The organism is Pelomonas parva (genome assembly GCF_043555835.1).
GTDB lineage: Bacteria > Pseudomonadota > Gammaproteobacteria > Burkholderiales > Burkholderiaceae_C > Pelomonas > Pelomonas parva.
On sequence record NZ_JBIGHV010000006.1, the window covers coordinates 210,659 to 229,217 of the forward strand.

Genomic DNA, 18,559 nt, shown 5'->3' on the forward strand with positions numbered 1-18,559 from the left:
AGCGGCAAACACGGGAGTTCGTGGTCCCGAAGCCGCTCATTTCAGCGCGGTTCGGGTCACCCGGGGACCCGCCCTCGCCCAGGAGCGGTCAGATTACACGCTGCGGCGCTGCGCTCAGCTGGCGATGTAGCCGCGCGGCACGGCGCCGAGCAGCTTGCGCGTGTAGTCCTCGCGCGGCGCGGCAATCAGCTCGGCCGTGGCCGCCTGCTCGACGACATCGCCGTTCTGCATGACCAGCACCTCGTCGGAGATGAACTTGACGACGGCCAGGTCGTGGCTGATGAAGATGTAGCTCAGGCCGAACTCGTCCTGCAAATCCTTCAGCAGGTTGAGCACCTGGGCCTGCACCGACACGTCCAGCGCCGACACGGCCTCGTCCAGCACCAGCACCTCGGGCTGCAGCGTCAGGCAGCGCGCGATGGCGATGCGCTGGCGCTGGCCGCCGGAGAACTCGTGCGGGTACTTGTGCATCGCGGTCTCGTCCAGGCCCACCTTGTTCAGCAGCGCCACGGCGCGGGCCTCGCGGTCGGCGGTGCTGCTGCCGATGCCGTGGATCTCCATCGGCTCGCGCAGCGTCTGGCCGATGGTGAAGCGCGGGTTCAGCGAGGCATAGGGGTTCTGGAACACGACCTGGATGCGCCGGCGCATCTGCAGCCAGTCGGCGCGGCCCAGGGTCAGCAGGTCGCGGCCGTCGAACATCACCTGGCCGCCCGTAGGTTCGTGCAGGCGCAGCAGCGTCAGGCCCATGGTGGTCTTGCCCGAGCCGGACTCGCCCACCACGCCCAGCGTGTAGCCCTTGCGCAGGTCGAAGTTCACGCCCTTGACGGCCTTGAACTCCTTCTTGCCGAACAGGCCGTCCTTGAGCCAGAAGCTCTTGCGCAGGCCGCGCACCTGCAGGATCACGGGCGCGTCGGTGTCCTTGGCGCGGTGGTCGTTGTCGGCCGCCTTGCCGGCGATGTGGTCGTCGATGACCATCAGCCGCGCCGGGTTCTCGCTCAGCGACGGGCGGCAGGCCAGCAAGGCCTTGGTGTAGCCGTCCTGCGGCGCGTTGAAGATGTCGGCGACGGGCGCCTTCTCGCGGATCTCGCCGTGGCGCATGACGACGACATGGTCGGAGATCTCGCCCACCACGCCCAGGTCGTGGCTGATGAAGAGCATGGACATGCGGTGCTTGTCCTTGAGCTTGCCCATCAGCTCCATGACCTGGCGCTGGATGGTCACGTCCAGCGCGGTGGTGGGCTCGTCGGCGATCAGCAGCTTGGGCTCGCAGGCCAACGCCATGGCGATCATCACGCGCTGCTGCTGGCCGCCGCTCATCTCGTGCGGGTAGGCCTTGAGCCGGCGCTTGGGCTCAGGGATGCCGACCTCGTGCAGCAGCTCCTCGGCGCGCACCATGGCTTGTTTGGCCGACATGCGCAGGTGCGTGATCAGCGGCTCGACCAGCTGCTGGCCCACGGTGAAGACCGGGTTCAGCGAGCTCATCGGGTCCTGGAAGACGCAGGCAATCTCCTTGCCGCGCACGGCCAGCAGCTCGCTCTGGGACGCCTGCAGCAGGTCGCGGCCCTGGAACAGGATGCGGCCGCTGCGCTCGGCATTCGTCGGCAGCAGGTTGAGGATGGACATGGCCGTCACCGACTTGCCCGAGCCCGACTCGCCGACCAGGGCGACCGTGCTGTTCTCGGGGATGTCGAAGCTGACGCCCTTGACGGCCAGCGCGCGCTGCTGCTCGCCGTGTTCCTTGCCGAGGCGGAAGGCGACCTTGAGGTCTTGGATGGACAACAACATCGCTTTACTCCAGACCGCGCAACTTGGGATCGAGGGCGTCGCGCAACGCATCGGTGAACAGCGCAAACGCCGTCACGAACACCGCCATCGTCACCGTCACCGCCGCCAGCTGCCACCAGTAGCCCAGGATCAGCTCGCTCTGCGCCTCCGACAGCATAGTGCCCCAGGACACCTGGTCGACGCTGACGCCCAGGCCCAGGTACGACAGGATCACTTCGCTCTTGATGAAGCTCACCACATGCAGGCTGAGCTGCACCAGCGCCACGTGCGAGACGTTGGGCAGGATGTGCTTGAACATGCGCGACGCGCTGCTGGCGCCGATGGCCTCGGCGGAGCGCACATAGTCGCGCTGGCGGTGCTTCATGAACTCGGCGCGCACCAGGCGGTAGATGCCGGTCCAGCCGGTTAGGCCGAGGATGAGCACCACCGACATCACGCCACGGCCGAAGATCACCGCGAACGCAAAGATCAGCAGGATGGACGGGATGGCGGTGAAGACGTTGTAGACCCACTCCAGCAGGTCGCCGATCTTGCCGCCGAAGAAGCCGGAGACGGCGCCCAGCAGCGTGCCGATGAATGTGGCCACCAGGGCGGCCAGCAGGCCGACGACGATGCTGACCTCGGCGCCCTTGAGCACCTTCTGCAGGATGTCCCGGCCCAGGCGGTCGGCGCCCAGCGGCAGCGTCTCGGCGCGGGTGATCTCCTCGGTCTTGTACTTGCTGGCGGCGGCCTCCCACTCGGCGTAGCGGGGCGCCAGCGGGTCGATGTCGGACAGGTCCACGTTCGGGCCCTTGGGCGCCTCGATGGCACCGACCGCCTCCGCCGGCATGGGGCCGACGACATGCGGCGGCGCATTCGGCACGCCGATCTCCTTCTGCCAGTTGCCGGCCACGACGTCCATGGCCGTCAGCGCGACCAGCACCATGAAGGCGGCGACGATCCACAGGCAGACCATGCCGACACGGTCGGCCTTCAGCCGCGTCCAGGCCAGGGCCCAGACGCCCCGGGATTGCTTGGCGGCGGCGCTCACTTGAGCACCACGCGGGGGTCGACCAGGCTGTAGAGCAGGTCGGTGATCAGGTTCACCAGCATCGTGATGGCGGCAAGGTAGATGGCGAAGGCCTGGATGACGGGGTAGTCGCTGCGGTTGACGGCCAGCAGGATCTCGCGGCCCAGGCCCGGGATGGAGAAGAACACCTCGATCAGGAAGCTGCCGACGAAGACGCCCGGCAGCAGCACCGAGACGTTGGTCATGATCGGGATCAACGCATTGCGCAGCACATGCTTCATCAGCACGGTCTTCTCGGGCAGGCCCTTGGCGCGCGCGGTGCGCACGTAGTCGTGGCCCAGCTCATCCAGGAAAAAGCTGCGGTACAGCCGCGTCTGCGGCGCCAGCGCCACCAGCGAGACGACGATGACCGGCAGCGGCGTGTAGGTCGTCAGGTTGGTCCAGAACGAGTCGCTCCAGCCCTGCACCGGGAACCAGCCCAGGCGGAAGGCGAAGAAGTACTGGAAGACGATGACGTAGACCAGCAGCGAGATCGACACCGCGATGGTGGTGGAGATCATCACCGCGCGGTCGGTCAGGCTGCCGCGCACATAGGCCACGCCCATGGCCAGCGGGATGGCCAGCAGCACTTCCAGCAGCAGGATGGGCACCATCACCGTCAGCGTGGCCGGCATGCGGCTCATGAAGAGCTGCGCGACCGGCTCGTTGGTGGCCCAGCTCTTGCCCCAGTCGAAGGTGACGATCTGCTTGAGGAAGATCCCCAGCTGCACCCACCAGGGCTCGTTCAGGCCGAGCTGGTCGCGGATCGCGTTGATCTGCTCCTCGGTGGCAGCCAGGCCGCCCAGGATCTCGGCGGGGTCGCCGCCGAAGAACTTGAACAGGAAGAACACCAGCAGCACGACCCCCAGCAAGGTGGGAACCATTTGCCACAGGCGCCGGATCAGATAAGCCGTCATCGGGCGGCCCCTTCTTCAAACAACCTACAAAGCAAACCCCGCCTGGGCGGGGTTCATGAATGCGTAACGCAGGGCACGCGGTACCGGAGTCTAGGCGACATGAAGGCCTCGCCCGGCTGGGGTTAGCCAGAGATGCCGCGGAATTTGTCAATGCGCGAGCCGGGCACCCGGGCTATTCCGGCGGCGAAGCCTGGCCGCCTTTGCCTACACTCAGCCCCGCTGCGCCGCAGGCCCACACCGGGCTGCGGCGCGTTTGCTTGGTTCTGGAGTCGGGATGAAAAAGGTCATGGTTGCGGCGCTGGCCGCGGGTTTGCTGGCGGTGTCGCCGGTGCAGTCGAGCACCGAGGCCAAGGTGTTGCGCTATGCCTTCCGCAGCGACATCACCAGCTTCGACCCCGCGAAGGTCTCCGACAGCTACTCCAACACGCTGATCACCGGCATGTTCGACGCTCCGGTGCGCTGGGCGTACCTGGCCCGGCCCTACAAGCTGGAGCCCTCGGGCTGCGAGCTGCCTGAGATCTCGGCCGACTTCAAGACCCTCACTCTCAAGGTGCGCCCGGGCCTGTACTTCCACGACGACCCGGCCTTCAAGGGCGCCAAGCGCGAACTGGTGGCGGCCGACTACGTCTACTCGCTCAAGCGCCACTACGACCCGCAGACCAAGAGCCCCAACCTCTACATCCTGGAGAACGCCGGCCTGCTGGGCCTGAGCGAACTGCGCCAGAAGGCGCTGAAGAACAAGACCGCCTTCGACTACGACACGCCGGTCGAGGGCCTGAAGGTGCTGGACAAATACACCTGGCAGATCAAGCTCGCCAAGCCCGACCCGCGCTTCATCAACAACCTCGCCAATCCGATGGCGGCGGCGCTGGCCCGGGAAGTGGCGGAGTTCTACGGCGACCGGGTCGGCGAGCATCCCGTGGGCACGGCGGCCTTCATGCTCAAGCGCGACGAATGGCGGCGCTCCAGCCGCATCGTGCTGGTGAAGAACCCGGCCTACCGCGACGAGTTCTACAACGAGGAAGCCCCCGCGAACCGCCCGCACCTGCAGGCCGCAGCGGCCAAGTTCAAGGGCCGCAAGCTGCCGATGATCGACCGGCTGGAGGTCGCCATCATCGAAGAGCCGCAGCCGCGCTGGCTGTCCTTCCTGAACGAGGAGGCTGACTACATGCAGGAGGTGCCGCTCGAGTTCACCAGCGTCGCCGCGCCCAACGGCCAGCTGGCCCCGAATCTGGCCAAGCGCAACATCCACATGAACCGCTACCCGAACCCGGACATCGGCTTCACCTTCTTCAACATGACCGACCCGGTCGTGGGCGGCTACGAGCCAGCCCAGGTGGCGCTGCGCCGCGCCATCGGCCTGGCTTATGACGTGGACCGCGAGATCCGCCTGGCGCGCAAGGGGCAGATGGTGCCGGCCCAGGGCCTGATGCCGCCCGGCACCTGGGGCTACCGGGCCGACCTTAAGACCGAGATGAGCGAGCACAGCGTCGCCAAGGCCAAGGCGTTGCTGGACCTGCACGGCTTCAAGGACCGAGACGGCGACGGCTGGCGCGAGCGCCCCGACGGCAGCCCGCTGAGCCTGGTGCGCGCCACCCAGCCCACGGCCGACTACCGCGTGCTCGACGAGCTGATGGAGAAGGCGATGCGCGCCGTCGGCATCCGCATCGCCTTCAAGCAGGCCAAGTTCCCCGAGAACGTCAAGGCCAGCCGCAGCGGCAAGCTGCAGATGTGGAACCTGGCCTGGGTGGCGACCATGCCGGACGCCGCCTACCACCTGGCCCTGGGCTACGGCCCCAACGCCGGCCAGGCCAACCACAGCCGCTTCGACCTGCCTGAGTTCAACCGCCTGTACGAGCTGCAGGCCGTGCTGCCCAACGGCCCCGAGCGCCAGCAGGCCATGGACGCAGCCAACCGGCTGGCCGTGGCCTACATGCCCTACAAGGTCAGCGGCCACCGCATCTGGACGGACCTGAGCCACCCCTGGGTCATCGGCGCCGAGCGCAACATCTTCCGCCGCGATTTCTGGCAGTACGTGGACGTGGACATGGCCGCGAAGAACGCGGCGGAGCGTTGAACATGCGCGCGCTTCTGATTGCACTCTGTCTGACGGTTAGCGCGGCGCAGGCAGACCCAGCGCCCAAGACGCTGCGCTACGCCTTCCGCGTCGCCGAGACCGGCTTCGACCCGGCCAAAATCCTGGACCTCTATTCGCGCACGGTCACGGGGCACTTGTTCGAGGCCCTGGTCACCTACGACTACCTGCAGCGACCGGTCCAGCTCAAACCCCTGACCGCCGTCGAGCTGCCCACGCCCAACGCCGACTACACGCAGTGGACGGCGCGCGTACAGCCGGGCATTTACTTCCAGGATGACCCGGCCTTCGGCGGCAAGAAGCGCGAGCTGACCGCCGCCGACTACATCTACAGCTTCAAGCGCTTTGCCGACCCCAAGGTGGCCAGCCCGGCCTGGAGCACGGTGGAGGGCTCGCACATCACGGGCCTGAAGGCGGCGCGCGAAACGGCGATGAAGGCCAAGCAGGACTTCGACTACGACAAGCCCATCGCCGGCCTGCAGCTGCTGGACCGCTACACGCTGCGCTTCCAGCTCGATAAGCCCAACCCGCGCTTCCTGCAGGAGATCGCGCTGTCCGACCTGTTCGGCGCCGTGGCGCGCGAGGTCATTGAGGCCGCAGGCGACCAGACCATGGCCCGCCCGGTCGGCACCGGCCCCTTCATGCTCAAGCAATGGCGGCGCGGCAGCCTCATCGTGCTGGAGAAGAACCCCGGCTACCGCGAGCGCACCTACGACGCCAACCCGCTGCCCGACGACGCCGAGGGTCAGGCCTTGCTGGCCCGCTTCAAGGGCCGGCGCCTGCCGATGATCGACCGCGTGGAGATCAGCATCCTGGCCGAGGACCAGCCGCGCTGGCTGAGCTTCGTCGGCGGCGAGCACGACTTCCTGGAGCGCATTCCCGAGCCCTTCGTCGGCATCGCCGCGCCGAACAGCCAGCTGGCGCCCAACCTCGCCCAGCAGGACATGAAACTGCACCGCACGCTGGGCTCGGAAGTCTTCCTGCTGTTCTTCAACATGGAAGACGCCATCGTCGGCGGCCTGGCGCCGCACCAGGTCGCGCTGCGCCGCGCCATCGGCCTGGCCATGGACGTGGAGCGCGAGATCCGCCTCGTGCGCGGCGGCCAGGCCATTCAGGCGCAGGGCAACTTCCCGCCGCACACGCTGGGCTACGACCCCACGTTCAAGAGCGAGAACGGCGACTTCGACCCGATCAAGGCCAAGGCCTTGCTGGACCTGTACGGCTATGTCGACCGCAACGGCGACGGCTGCCGCGACGCCCCCGACGGCGGCCCACTGAAGCTGGAGATGTCCACCACGCCGGAGGGCATCCAGCGACAGATCGACGACTTGTTCAACAAGGACATGCGCCGCATCGGCCTGTGCATCCCCTTCAAAACGGCCAAGTGGCCCGAGCAGCTGAAGACCGCCCGCGCCGGCAAGCTGCAGATGTGGACGGTGGCCTACTCCTCGGCCCAGCCCGACGCCTACAGCGCCGCCTCGCGGCTGTCCAGCACGCATGCCGGCGGCAACAACATCGCCCGCTTCAGCCTGCCCGAGGCCGACCGCCTGGTGGAGGACATCGCCGCCATGCCCGACGGCCCCGAACGCATGGCCAAGGTGGCCCAGCTGCGCCGCATCGGCGTGGCCTACATGCCCTACAAGATCAAGGGCCACCGCTTCCTGCTGGACATCGAGCGCGCCCAGCTGCGCGGCTACCGCCGGCCGATGTTCATCCAGAACTGGTGGGAGTACGTGGACATCGACCCGGCCAAACAGACTGTCCGTTGAGTTTGCCGGGGGCGACCCACCGATTCGACGGCCTGTCGCACGGCGCTGGCGGGCACGCGGCCTGCCGCTAGGCTTCGCACCATCAACACCACGAGGAGCCCTGAAATGACCGACGCAGAAGAACTCAACAAGCTGGCCGACCTGCACGCCCGCGGCGTGCTCAGCGACGAAGAGTTCGCCAAGGCCAAGGCCCGCGTGCTCGATGGCCAGGCGCGCGCCGCCCAGAGCCCCGCCGCGCCCAACCTCGGCCCTGTCAACGGCCTGCGCCGCGACCGCACGGACCGCTGGCTCGGCGGCGTCTGCGGCGGCATCGCCCGCGCGACCAACGTGGACTCGTGGATCTGGCGCCTGCTGTTCACCGCGCTGACGCTGGCCTTCGGCGGCGGCATCCTGTTGTACATCCTGCTGTGGATCTTCGTACCGGAAGAATGAGCGGCACGGTTATCCTGGGCTGAAAACGCCCAGGAGACACCCTATGAAACAGCTCGCCGGCCTCGACGCCAGCTTCCTGTACCTGGAGACGCCGCAGATGCCGATGCATGTCGGCGCGCTGCACCTGTTGGAGCTGCCGGCCGACTACGCCGGTGACTACGTCGAGGACCTGCGCGAGCACATGCGCCTGCGCCTGCCGCTGCTGCCCGCGCTGCGGCGCAAGCTGCTGACGATGCCGCTGGGCCTGTCCAACCCCGGCTGGGTGGACGCCGACCCCGACCTCGCAGAACACATCGTCGAGGTCGAACTGCCGCCGGACAGCGGCATGGCCGAGCTGGAGGCCCAGGTCGGCGCGCTGCACCCGGTGCTGCTGGACCGCAGCCGGCCACTGTGGAAGTTCCACGTCTTCACCGGCCTGGCGCCCGGCCCCGAAGGCCAGTGCCGCGTGGCCCTGTACACGCAGCTCCACCACGCCGCCGTGGACGGCCAGGCCGCCGTCGCGCTGGCCCAGGTCATCCTGGACCTCGGCCCTGAGCCGCGCGCCATCGAAGCCACCGCCACGCGGGGCAACAAGCGCGGCCGGCTCGGCACCGTGGGCCTGCTGCGCGCCGCCGTCGCGCAGCAATGGCAGCAGACCGCCAAGCTCGCCCGCTCGCTGCCCGGCGCGGCCGGCATCCTGGGCAGCATGGCGGCGGACTATGTCGGCAGCGCGGCGGGCGGCTCGGCCGTCGACAAGCTGCGCACGCTGCTTGCCGACGTGGCTGCGCAGACGACTGCCGTCGTGCGCGGCAAGACCGCAGTCTCCAGCCTTGGCCCGGCACCGCGCACGCGCTTCAACGTCAGCCTCTCGGCCACGCGGTCCTTCGCCGGCGTCACGCTGCCGCTGGCCGAGCTGAACCGCACCCGCAAGCGCCACGGCGCCAGCGTCAACGACGCGGTGCTCTTCGTCATCGGCGGCGCGCTGCGGCGCTTCCTCACGCGCCACGGCCCGCTGCCGCGCAAGAGCCTGATCGCCGCCGTGCCGGTGTCCATGCGCGCGGCCGGCGACACCACGTCCAACACCCAGGCGACCATGAGCCTCATGAGCCTGGGCACCCACCTGGCCGACCCCGCCCAGCGGCTGGCCCACGTCATCGCGTCCAGCCAGGCGATGAAGGCGCAGATGGGCCAGGTCAAGAGCCTGATGCCCACCGACTTCCCGGCCTTGGGCATCCCCTGGCTGATGCAGGCCGGCGCCATGCTCTACGGCCGCGCCAAGGTGGCCGAGAAGCTGCCTGTCGTCGCCAACCTCGTCATCTCCAACGTACCCGGCCCGCAGCTGCCGCTCTACCTGGCCGGCGCCAGGATGCTGACCAACTACCCCACGTCCATCGCCGTGCACGGCCTGGCCTTGAACGTGACGGTGCAGACCTACAACCAGTCGCTGGACATCGGCCTGATGGCCTGCGGCGAGGCGCTGCCGCAGACCAGCGAACTGGCGGCCTATGTGGAGGCGGCGTTCATGGAGTTCCAGGCGCTGCCGGTGGCGGCGGTGGAACCCGAGCCGGCGCCGGTGGCGAAGAAGCGCGGACCGGCCAAAAAGAAGGCCGTCTCGAAGGCGACACCCAAGCCCCGGGCAAGCACGCCTCGGAAGCGGGCCGCGGCTGGCTAACAATCACCGGGCCTCGCCCGCTCCCGTTTTCTGCATGCCCGATACCCGCTCGCCGCGCCCCTCCCGCCGGCCCAAGACGACCGCCGCCCCTGCCCATTCCGACTGGCCCGACCTGCGCGCCCCCAACGCCTGGCTGCTGATGCTGGAAGGCCGCGCGCCCTGGGAATACGCCGCGCTGCTGGCCTCGCTGCCGTGGATGCGCAAGCTGCCGCCCGGTGACGGCCACCCGGTCCTCGTCTTCCCCGGCCTGGGGGCCAACGACCTGACGACGGCGCCGCTGCGCGCCATGCTGGACTCGCTGGGCTATGCGACGCAGCCCTGGGGCCAGGGCTTCAATTTCGGCCCGCGCACCGGCGTGCTGGAGCGGGCCAGGGCCGACCTGCAGGCGTTGCACCGGCGGCACCACCGCAAGGTCAGCCTGATCGGCTGGAGCCTGGGCGGCATCTATGCCCGCGAGCTGGCCAAGGAATGCCCGGAGCTGACGCGCTGCGTCGTCACGCTGGGCACGCCCTTCACCGGCCACCCGCGCGCCACCAACGCCTGGCGATTCTTCGAGATCGTCAGCGGCCACACGTCCAACGATGCCGAGCTGATGGCCCAGATCCGCACCGCGCCGCCGGTACCGACGACGTCCATCTACTCCAAGACCGACGGCGTCGTCGCCTGGCGCTGCAGCGTCAACGAGCCGTCGCCGCTGGCCGAGAACATCGAGGTCCAGGCCAGCCACATCGGCCTGGGCGTGAACCCGATCGCGCTGTACGCGCTGGCGGACCGGCTGGCGCAGCCGGAGGGGGAGTGGAAACACTTCGAGCCCAAGGGGGCGCGGCGGTGGTTCTACAAGACGCCGGTGCACCCGGAGTGATCGTCGAACGGGTTGCCAAGTTCACGGTCGCCGTCGTCGGCGCCTTGATCGCTCTCGCTGCGCTGGGTGCTGGCCTTGTGTATTTCCAGCTGTACGGCGAGCACGAGTTCTCGGCCGCAGACTTCGAGGACGCCACAGGGCAGAAGCTGCCCGCATCGGCGCGCATCCTGAAGGGCGAATCGCGGGGCTGGGACCTGCGAGGCGACCACGACGCCTGCGCGCTGATCAAGCTGTCGCAGGCGGATTACGAACGGCTGCTCGCCGCCATCCGGCCCGGCACGGGCTCGGACAACGCCAGCCCCTGCAGCGCCGAGATGTATGCAGCGTTTGCGCGCTACACCGTCAGAGCGGCGGAGTCCACGTCGAAGCAAGGCGGCTCGTACTACGCCTGGGCGTTGGCAGACGGGCAGTCTGTCGTCATGGTGGAGTATTCGTCGTGGTGAACCGCTGAGCCTCTGACGACCCGACGTTCGTGTGGCGGCATCGGCTCGGCGACGCCCGAAACCTCATGGCCGCCCCCTTCCGCATCTCGCGGTAAGGTATCGCCCTTAACCCCGGACCTCCCCCATGCACCACTACACCCTCGCCGCCGAAGACAAGGCCGCCAAGAAAGACGCCGCCGACAAGCACGAAGAGCAACTGCTCTTCAAGGGCCGCTACGTGATGATCTTTGGCGAGATCGACGACAAGATCGCCCACGCCACCTGCCGCCGCCTGCTGGCGCTGAGCCAGGAATCCGACGCGCCGATCACGCTGCTGCTGTGCTCGCCCGGCGGCCATGTGGAGAGCGGCGACGCCATCCACGACATGATCCGCTTCGTGCGCGCGCCGGTGACGGTGGTCGGTACCGGCTGGGTCGCCAGCGCCGGCACGCACATCTACCTGGCCGTGCCCAAGGAGCGCCGCGTCGCGCTGCCCAACACGCGCTTCATGATCCACCAGCCCGCCGGCGGCGCCGGTGGCCAGGCCAGCGACATCGCCATCCAGGCCAAGGAAATCATCCGCACCCGCGAGCGCATCGCCGCCGTCATCGCCCGCGAGACCGGCCAGCCGCTGGAACGCGTGCGCGTGGACATCGAGCGCGACTTCTGGATGGGCACCGACGAGGCCATCGCCTACGGCCTGGTGTCGCGCGTCGTCGAGCGCCAGGTCGATCTCGGCTGATGCAGGTTTCTGCCAACGGCGTCCACATCGAAGTCGACGTCTGCGGCCCTGACAGCGGCGAGCCGCTGCTGATGATCATGGGCCTGGGCATGCAGCTCGTGGCCTGGCCCGAGGGGTTCGTCGATGAACTCGTCGGCCACGGCTTCCGCGTCATCCGCTTCGACAACCGCGACATCGGCCTCTCCCAGCCCTTCGACGACCTGGGCGTGCCCAGCGTGCCGCTGGCGGCGCTGCTGCACACGCTGCGCCTGCCGGTGAAGGCGCCCTACCAACTCGCCGACCTGGCACGCGACGCCGTCGGCGTGCTGGACGCGCTGGGCATCGCCAAGGCCCATGTCTGCGGCGCCTCCATGGGCGGCATGATTGCCCAGCACCTGGGCTTTGCTCACGCGGACCGGCTGAAGAGCCTGACGCTGATGATGACCAGCAGCGGCGCGCGCAGCCTGCCGCGCGAGAGCCTCAAGGTGCGGCGCGTGCTGATGTCGCGCCCCCGGCGCGGCGCCACGCCCGAGCAGACGCTGGACAACATCCTCGACCATTTCGTGCGGCTCTACGGCGTCATCGGCAGCCCCGGCTACCCGAGCGAGCCGACCCAGCTGCGCGAACGCATCGCCGGCGGCGTGCGGCGCTCCTTGCGGCCCCAGGCCGTCGCCCGCCAGATCGTCGCCATCGCGGCCGACCGCCACCGCGCCGAGCGCCTGCCGCGCATCACGGCGCCCACGCTGGTCATCCACGGCGAGGGCGACGCGCTGATCCCCGTCGCCGCCGCGCATGACCTGGCACGCCGCATCCCCGGCGCGCGGCTGGAGGTCATCCCCGGCTGGGGTCATGACTTGCCCGAGGCGCTGTGGCCGCAGCTGGCGGCCGAGATTGCGGCCATCGCCAAACGGGCCTGAGCGCGTCGGCGCGCTTTACACCTGTTGCTGCACCAGCACGGCGCACGCACCCAAAGCGCAATGCCATCAACGACTTGAGCCTTGCGGCCAGGCGCGGCACGGCTCGTGCGTGCGGTGCCCGCACCCCCCGCGGCTGTTTGCGCGGGCTTTCCATCCCCCAGGCTGCAGACCAGCCAACAGGAGAGCCACGATGCCCCGTATTTCAGCCTTCACGTCCCTGGCCGCCGGCCTTTGCATGGCCTTCGCGGCGTTCACCGCCTCGGCCACCATCGTCAGCGGCGCGGTCACCGGCGGCAACACCGGCGGCGCTTTCGTGAAGCTGCCGGTGCCGCTGACGGGCTCCACGCCGGGCAACACGGTTGGCGCTGACAACTTCCAATCGCCCAACCTGTTCGGCTTCGACGAGAGCCAGAACATCCTGCTCACCTCGGCGCTGGACATGGACATCGGCGCCACCATCGCCGCCGGCACGCAGGTGGCCAGCCACTACATCTTCTTCGACCCCACCAACACCAACCCGGCCGGTCACATCATCGGCACGGTGGACTTCGACTCCGACGTGCTGGGCATCATCACCAGCACCGGCCTGCTGAATATCAGCGACATCCTCGCCAACACCGGCGTGACCTACCTGAACCCCGGCCTGCGCGGCCTGGAGGCCGGCGACTCGGTGACGATCAGCGGCACGCGCCAGATCCTGTTCAACACCTTCGCCTCGTCACCGGGCGACTATGTGCGCGTCATCACCGCCTTCTCGCCGGGCGCCGTGATTCCCGAGCCGGCGTCCATCGCGTTGGTCATGGCCGCACTGGCCGGCGTGGGCATCGCCCGCCGGCGCCGCTGATTCGCTACGTCGCTGGCTAGCTTCAGGCGGCGGTGCCGCTGTCCTGGCCGAGCTGTTCGACTGCCTCATAGGCCTTGACCGCCGCGTCGGCCTGCGCGGTACGCCCGCTGTTCGCGGCCTTCTCGGCGGCCAGCCTGGCGTCATAGGCCTGCTGTTCCTGTACGGAGACCTTGCCGTCCTCGTTGGCATCGGCGGGCTCGTAGGTTTCGGCGCTGCTGCTCGTGGCGCCGGCAGCCTTGGCGCCAGCGCCCGCTGGCGGCTGGCCGCCTGCAGGCCTGGCGCCCTGGGCCGAAATCCTGACGACGGCGGACTGCTGGTTGCCGCCGCCATCCTGCGCCTTGGCCGCCTGCTCGGCATCCGCGCGCTCGGCTTGGCGGGGAGGCGCGCTGCCGGACCCGGCAGCGGCCGGGACTTGCGCGTTGACGGCGGTGATCATGAGCGGGCTCCGAAAAGATTTCCCCTCTGTTTCGGCCAAACAGGCAAGGACTGAACCGTCTTTACGCCGGCCTTGATCTGGCTCTGCAGCCCTCTTGACCTGGGCCTGGGCGGCAAGGGAAATCACTGTGCGCAGCTCACGGCAGCAGGCCACAGGCCGAGGCACAGCCCGGCGCGTTCACTATTGAACGCCGGTGCGCCGCGGGACAACGGCCTGCAGACACTGGGTTCCATCGACGCACCCCCTCCATCACGCGTCGATGCAACCTCAAGGAAGTCCGCCATGAACACGCTGAAATTGCTGGCCGTCACCGTCTGCTCTTTTGCCATGGCCGCGCCGGCCCTGGCCGGCCCCGACTGGAGCGCCATCGAGCAGGCGCGCAAGCTGCGCCGCGCCGCGTCGACCGAAACGGCCCCGGCTGCCACCCGCGTCGCCCACGCCGAGCCGGCCACCAACGCGGCCTGCACCACTGCCGCGCCCTTGCTGCAGCCGGACCACGGCCCCCGCCCGGTCACCACGCCGCAGGCCAACCGCGTGCGCGTGGCAGAGCACAAGGCGGCGCTGGGCAACTGCATGCTGGCCGCGCGCTGAGCCCCCGGCCGTGCGCTACCACCGCGCCGGCAGGGCCTTCAGCAGCACGATGCGCTCGCGCGTGACCTCGATGTAGCCACCGCGAGCGAGGTCCTGCAGCAGCCGGTTGACCATGGCGCGCGAGGCGCCCACGCGTTCGGCGATGCGCTGCTGGCTCAACGGGCCGGGCACGACGCGCTGGCCCTTGTCGTCGACGGCCAAGGTATCGAACAGGCCGACGAGCCGGCCGTAGACGTCGGCCGAGGCCAGCCGGCCCACGGTGCGCGTGAGCGTGCGCACGCGCTGCACCAGGCTCTGGATCAGCTCGAAGGCCAGGTCGGGCCGCGTGGCCAGCATGTGTTGGGCCTCGTCGCGCGTCACCCGCGTCAGGCGCGCCCGCCGTGTCACCTGTACGCTGGCCGCGCGCTTGTGGCCGCTCAGCATCAGCTCGCCGAAGAACTCGCCAGGGCCCAGCGTGTTGAGTTCCAGCACACGCCCGCCCTCGCCGCCGACAAAGGCGCGCAGCTCGCCCTCGTGGATGAGATACATCGCGTCGGCGGGGTCGCCCTCGTTGACGACTACTGTGCCGGCCTCCCAGGTGCGCGTGTCGCCCAGCCGGGCCAGTTCGTGCAGGATGCCGCCGACCGAGCGCACGGTCGCCGTGGCGTCGTCCGTCTCGTCCTTCGCCATGTCAGCCCACCCCTGCGGCGCTGAGCCACGCGGCATTGCGCACGGCCGATGGCATCAGCCCCAGGGCCTCCAGCACCTCGCGGTGCCAGGGCATCACGCGCACGATGCGCTCGCGCACGTCGCGGTCGTCGAAGGCGCTCAGCACCTGGTCGAGTTCATTCGCCGCCAGTGCCAGCTGGCCAGCGGCGGCCGGGTCGCCGGCACGCCGCAGCACGCGCCAGGCCGCCAGGCGCGCCGCCTCGCGATAAGGCCCCCGGATCGCCGACCCCTGGGCCTCGGCGGCCAGCACGTCCAGCACGGCCAGCCGCGCCGCCGCCACGTCCTCGGGCTGGCCGGACGCCGCGCGGGCATCGGCCAGCCGCAGGCGTGGTGCATGGCTGCGGCCGGTCTCGCCCAGTTGCTCGCACGTCGACACCATCTCCTGCCAGATGGCCACGGCGTCATCGCTGCGGCCGCTGCGCCAGGCCACCTCGGCCTGGTGGGCACGGCCCTTCAGCGCGTCGACGGGGTTGGCGACGGCGCGGGCCGCGATCACGGCGGCGGCACTCTCTTCGGCGGCTTCGGCCCAGCGCTCCTGCAGCAGGTAGAGGAAGACGCGCGAGCGTCGCGTCATCGACAGCAGGACGTGCAACTCGTACTCGCGCACCAGCCGCTCGGCGATTTCGAGGTGCTCGGTGGCCTGCGCCAGGTCACCCCGCACGAAGGCGTCCGTCACCAGCGTGCCGCGGCAGTTGACCTGCGCCAGCGGCCTGTCGGCGCCCTCCATCGCCGCCACCGCACGCCGCGACGCATCGGCCGCCGCAGCGGGCCTGTTCTCGGCCGCATGCAGGTGGTTCTCGACCAACAGCATCTGCATCACGTAGATGTCGTCACCGGGCATCTGCATCCGCTCGCGGGCCAGCCCGGCCCAGTGCTGGGCCTGAGCCAGATGGCGATGCGCCGCCTCGAACTCGCGGCGTTCGAGATGCATGTAGGCCAGGTTGCCGGTGCACAGCGCCGCCGAGGTCGCGTGGTCAGCCGCGATGGCGACCTCCGCGCCACGGCGCGCCACCGCCTCGGCCTCCGCCAGCATCCCGCGACGGTAGGCCCACAGCGTGCGCGCCGCCAGCGTGCGCGCCAGCCAGTCCTGCCGGTCATGGGCTTCGCCCAGGGCCAGCATGCGGTCCAGCACCTGGCTCTGGTCGTCGGACAGGCCCAGGTGAACACTGCAGTTGCAGCGCAGCCATTCCAGCTCGAACAGCCGCTCGGCGGGGCAGGGCTCGGGGGCGAGCGCCGCCTCGGCCAACGCGCGGTCGATGAAGTGCAGCGCCTGGCGGCTGGCGTAGCGCCGCGCGCCCAGCGTTGCCGCGCGCTCGAACCAGTCGGCCGCCTGCGCATGCTGGCCGGCGCGCGCGTGATGCTCGGCGGCGATGGCCAGGTACTCGTCGCTGCGCCCGCCCACGCGCGCGGTCAGCCATGCGGCGACGCGCGCATGCGCCTGGCGCCGCTGTTCCTTCAGCACGGTGTCGTAGCTCACCTGGTGCAGCAGGTGGTGGTGGAAGGCTTCCTCGACGGTGTCCTCAAACACGCTGGTCGGCCGCGCCTGCACCATGGCACGCGCCTGCAGCATCGGCAGCGAGGCCGGGGCGCCATCGTCCAGCGCGCCCAGCGCCTCGTCCCAGAACACCGGGCCGATGACGCTGGCCAGCTGCAGCGCGGTGCGCGCCTCGGGCGCCAGCGCGTCGATGCGGGCCTGCAACACGCCCGTCAGCGTGGTCGGCAGCCGCCCGGGCTGCAGCCGCGCTGCATGGAAGTGCCAGCGGCCCTCGCGCGTCTCGATGACCTCGTGGTCGAGCAGCATCTTCACCAGCTCTTCGGCATAGAACGGATTGCCTTCGGCGCGCTGGCGGATCAGCGTGCTCAGCAGAACCGGCACCTCGTCCAGCCGCTGCAGCAGCGCCGCGCTCAGCTCGCCCTGCTCCTGCTCGTCCAGCGCCTGCAGCGTCAGCCGCCGGTGCTGCGGCAGCCCCTCGCCCCAGTCGGGCCGGCGTTCGATCAAGCCGGGCCGGGCGCAGACCACCGCCAGCAACGGCAGCGTCGCGCGCTTGAGCAGCACGGCCAGCGCGTCGAGCGAGGCGTCGTCGCTCCACTGCAGGTCATCGAGCAGCAGCACGACGGGCGAACCGTCGCTGGCGCTCAGCCGCTCCAGCCACACACGCAGCGCCGCCAGGCCGCGGTCGCGCAGCAGGCTGGCGTCGGTGCCCAGGCGCACCAGCGCCGGGGTGCCGCTGAAGTCCAGGCCGATGAGCTGGCCCAGCGGTTCGGGCGCGGGGTCGTCGGGCTGGGCCAGCCAGGGCGCCAGGCCGGCGATGAGCTTGGCCTTGGCGACCTCGGCGCTGTCGCTGTCGGCGATGCGGAGCCGGCGCGACACCATGTCGCGCAGCAGGCCATAGGGCTGCAGGCCGCCCGAGGGCTGCGAGCGCGCCAGCAGCAGCCAGCAGGTGGCCGCGTGCGCCGACAGCCGATGCTGGAACTCGTGCAGCAGTCGGCTCTTGCCGAGCCCGGCCTCGGCGATCAGCGTCAACGCACACGGCGCGCGGTCGGCGAGCAGGCCTTCGAAGGCGGCATCGAGCTGCGCCAGCTCGGTACGGCGGCCGACGAGCGCGGTCTCCAGGCCCTCGATGCCGCGCGCGACGAGCCGGAAGGCGCGCGGCTTGCTGCCCCGCACCAGCCAGCTGACGATGGGCGCGTCGTGGCCCTTGACGGCCAGCGGCGGCTGCGCGTCGGCATCGAACACGCCGCGCACCAGGGCCCAGGTGTCCTGGCTGACGCGCAGCATGCCCGTGGGTGCGGCCTGCTCCAGCCGCGCGGCGATGTTGACGGCCAGGCCGCTCAGGCTCTTGTCCTTCTCGATGCCGCCGCCCAGCACCACGGGGCCGGTGTGGATGCCGACGCGGGCGTCGAAACCCTCGTGGCCATGCTCGCGCCGCACGGCCTCGCCGCGGCGCGCGGCCTCCTGCAGCAGCGCCAGCCCGCACAGCACGGCGCGCTCGGCATCGTCCTCGTGCGTGCCGTTGACGCCGAAGGCAGCCTTGATGTTGTCGCCGGCATAACGCAACACTTCACCGCCGTGGCGCTGGACGATGGCGGTGAAAGCCGCCAGCGCGCCATCCACCACCGACTGCGCGTCCTCGGGGTCCAGGTGCTGGATGAGCTGCGTGGAGCCGACGAGGTCCAGGAACAGCACGCTCACCTGGCGCAGCCGGCGCTCGGGCTCGGCCGGCGTGGCCTGCAGTTGCCGCCGCAGCGGCGCCAGCGCGGCGTCCACCACGCCATCGCCCAGCGCGTCGCGCTGGCGCTCCAGCGCGCCGATGGCGTCGATCAAGGCTTGCTGGTGGGCATCGTCTGTCGGCATCGCCGA

At 69.8% G+C, this 18,559-nt stretch carries 16 protein-coding genes; 10 read left to right on the top strand and 6 right to left on the bottom strand.

Going from position 1 to position 18,559, the window contains the following annotated elements; all coding sequences use genetic code 11:
* Positions 1-114: 114 nt before the first annotated feature.
* The 3 genes from ACG00Y_RS17550 to ACG00Y_RS17560 are packed head-to-tail and all read right to left on the bottom strand — an operon-like array spanning position 115 to position 3,750.
* A complete protein-coding gene (locus ACG00Y_RS17550; RefSeq protein WP_394481012.1) occupies positions 115-1,785 on the bottom strand; it encodes an ABC transporter ATP-binding protein in 1,671 nt (556 codons plus the stop codon).
* Positions 1,786-1,789: 4 nt separating this feature from the next.
* Positions 1,790-2,815 carry an ABC transporter permease gene (locus tag ACG00Y_RS17555; RefSeq protein WP_394481014.1) on the bottom strand — a complete coding sequence of 342 codons (1,026 nt, stop codon included), beginning with the start codon at positions 2,813-2,815 and terminating at the stop codon, positions 1,790-1,792.
* A complete protein-coding gene (locus ACG00Y_RS17560; protein ID WP_394481016.1) occupies positions 2,812-3,750 on the bottom strand; it encodes an ABC transporter permease in 939 nt (312 codons plus the stop codon). The genes ACG00Y_RS17555 and ACG00Y_RS17560 overlap by 4 nt, the downstream gene beginning before the upstream one ends.
* Before the next feature lie 274 nt (positions 3,751-4,024).
* Here ACG00Y_RS17560 and ACG00Y_RS17565 point away from each other — a divergent pair, with 274 nt between their 5' ends.
* The 9 genes from ACG00Y_RS17565 (at position 4,025) to ACG00Y_RS17605 (ending at position 13,463) form a co-directional block, all read left to right on the top strand.
* On the top strand, positions 4,025-5,827 hold the full coding sequence (locus tag ACG00Y_RS17565) for an ABC transporter substrate-binding protein (protein WP_394481018.1): 1,803 nt from the start codon (positions 4,025-4,027) through the stop codon (positions 5,825-5,827).
* A gap of 2 nt (positions 5,828-5,829) precedes the next feature.
* Complete coding sequence (locus tag ACG00Y_RS17570; protein ID WP_394481020.1) at positions 5,830-7,614, top strand: ABC transporter substrate-binding protein; 1,785 nt, start codon at positions 5,830-5,832, stop codon at positions 7,612-7,614.
* A 105-nt stretch (positions 7,615-7,719) separates the two neighbouring features.
* Positions 7,720-8,046 (top strand): PspC domain-containing protein, encoded by a 327-nt coding sequence (locus ACG00Y_RS17575; protein ID WP_394481022.1) that lies wholly within the window; start codon positions 7,720-7,722, stop codon positions 8,044-8,046.
* A 43-nt stretch (positions 8,047-8,089) separates the two neighbouring features.
* A complete protein-coding gene (locus ACG00Y_RS17580; protein WP_394481024.1) occupies positions 8,090-9,697 on the top strand; it encodes a wax ester/triacylglycerol synthase family O-acyltransferase in 1,608 nt (535 codons plus the stop codon).
* A gap of 34 nt (positions 9,698-9,731) precedes the next feature.
* Positions 9,732-10,559 (top strand): esterase/lipase family protein, encoded by an 828-nt coding sequence (locus ACG00Y_RS17585; RefSeq protein WP_394481026.1) that lies wholly within the window; start codon positions 9,732-9,734, stop codon positions 10,557-10,559.
* Entirely contained in the window at positions 10,556-11,002 is a 447-nt protein-coding gene (locus ACG00Y_RS17590; protein ID WP_394481027.1) for a hypothetical protein, read from the top strand. The genes ACG00Y_RS17585 and ACG00Y_RS17590 overlap by 4 nt, the downstream gene beginning before the upstream one ends.
* Positions 11,003-11,126: 124 nt before the next feature.
* Positions 11,127-11,723: an ATP-dependent Clp protease proteolytic subunit gene (locus ACG00Y_RS17595; RefSeq protein WP_394481029.1), complete on the top strand. Its 597-nt coding sequence runs from the start codon at positions 11,127-11,129 to the stop codon at positions 11,721-11,723.
* Positions 11,723-12,619, top strand: a complete 897-nt coding sequence (locus tag ACG00Y_RS17600) for an alpha/beta fold hydrolase (RefSeq protein WP_394481031.1) — start codon at positions 11,723-11,725, stop codon at positions 12,617-12,619. The genes ACG00Y_RS17595 and ACG00Y_RS17600 overlap by 1 nt, the downstream gene beginning before the upstream one ends.
* Positions 12,620-12,809: 190 nt before the next feature.
* On the top strand, positions 12,810-13,463 hold the full coding sequence (locus ACG00Y_RS17605; protein ID WP_394481033.1) for a PEP-CTERM sorting domain-containing protein: 654 nt from the start codon (positions 12,810-12,812) through the stop codon (positions 13,461-13,463).
* A gap of 22 nt (positions 13,464-13,485) precedes the next feature.
* Here ACG00Y_RS17605 and ACG00Y_RS17610 read toward each other — a convergent pair whose 3' ends face one another.
* Positions 13,486-13,899: a hypothetical protein gene (locus tag ACG00Y_RS17610; RefSeq protein WP_394481035.1), complete on the bottom strand. Its 414-nt coding sequence runs from the start codon at positions 13,897-13,899 to the stop codon at positions 13,486-13,488.
* Positions 13,900-14,181: 282 nt separating this feature from the next.
* On the opposite strand from ACG00Y_RS17610, the gene ACG00Y_RS17615 reads away from it, so the two are divergent.
* Complete coding sequence (locus ACG00Y_RS17615; RefSeq protein ID WP_394481037.1) at positions 14,182-14,490, top strand: hypothetical protein; 309 nt, start codon at positions 14,182-14,184, stop codon at positions 14,488-14,490.
* Positions 14,491-14,505: 15 nt separating this feature from the next.
* On the opposite strand, the gene ACG00Y_RS17620 is transcribed toward ACG00Y_RS17615, so the two are convergent.
* On the bottom strand, positions 14,506-15,159 hold the full coding sequence (locus ACG00Y_RS17620) for a Crp/Fnr family transcriptional regulator (protein WP_394481039.1): 654 nt from the start codon (positions 15,157-15,159) through the stop codon (positions 14,506-14,508).
* Position 15,160: 1 nt separating this feature from the next.
* On the bottom strand, positions 15,161-18,553 hold the full coding sequence (locus ACG00Y_RS17625) for an ATP-binding protein (protein WP_394481040.1): 3,393 nt from the start codon (positions 18,551-18,553) through the stop codon (positions 15,161-15,163).
* Positions 18,554-18,559: the final 6 nt, after the last annotated feature.